Genomic DNA, 672 nt, shown 5'->3' with positions numbered 1-672 from the left:
CCTCAGAGCGTTTTCTCTTGAATCCATTCCAGAGTGAAGAAGAGAAGGAGATAGGTTATAATGAACGTATGTATAAAACCGGAGATTTGGCTCGCTATCTTGCTGGAGGAGATTTGGAATATATAGGCAGAAATGACTTCCAGGTTAAAATTAGAGGATTTAGGATAGAATTGGGAGAGATAGAGAATGGGTTATTGAGTTATGAAGGGATTCGTCAAAGTGTTGTACTGGCAAAGGAGAATAGTTCAGGCTTGAAATACTTGGTTGGCTATTATGTGTCAGATGCAGCATTAAATCATGAAGAGTTGTCAGTACATTTATCAGGATTACTTCCAGAGTATATGGTTCCTTCTGGGTATGTTCATTTGGAAGAACTTCCTCTTACGATTAATGGTAAGTTAGATCGCAAGGCTTTACCAGAACCTAACTTCACAGGAGATAAAGAATATATTGCACCAGAGACTTCTCTTCAGCGAGATCTGGCAGCAATTTATAGCGAAGTATTGGGTCTACCAGTAGAAAGTATCGGTTTACATGATGATTTCTTCCGCTTGGGAGGAGACAGTATTATCAGTATCCAACTCGTGAGTCGTTTACGAAAACGATTATCCTTATCCTTAAGTGTCAAAGAAGTCTTTACCTATAGAACAGTGTATCATCTTTCTGAGCTCT

Annotated in this window: 1 protein-coding gene; it reads left to right on the top strand. The window is 39.0% G+C overall.

Annotation, left to right across the window (positions count from 1 at the left end; translation table 11 throughout):
* A partial coding sequence (locus tag CHRY9293_RS18470) for a phosphopantetheine-binding protein (protein WP_162034319.1) occupies window positions 1-672 on the top strand: 672 nt, incomplete at both ends.

The organism is Chryseobacterium potabilaquae, assembly GCF_902728265.1.
GTDB classification, from domain to species: Bacteria; Bacteroidota; Bacteroidia; order Flavobacteriales; family Weeksellaceae; genus Chryseobacterium; species Chryseobacterium potabilaquae.
This window is presented reverse-complemented; position numbering and strand designations above follow the sequence as displayed.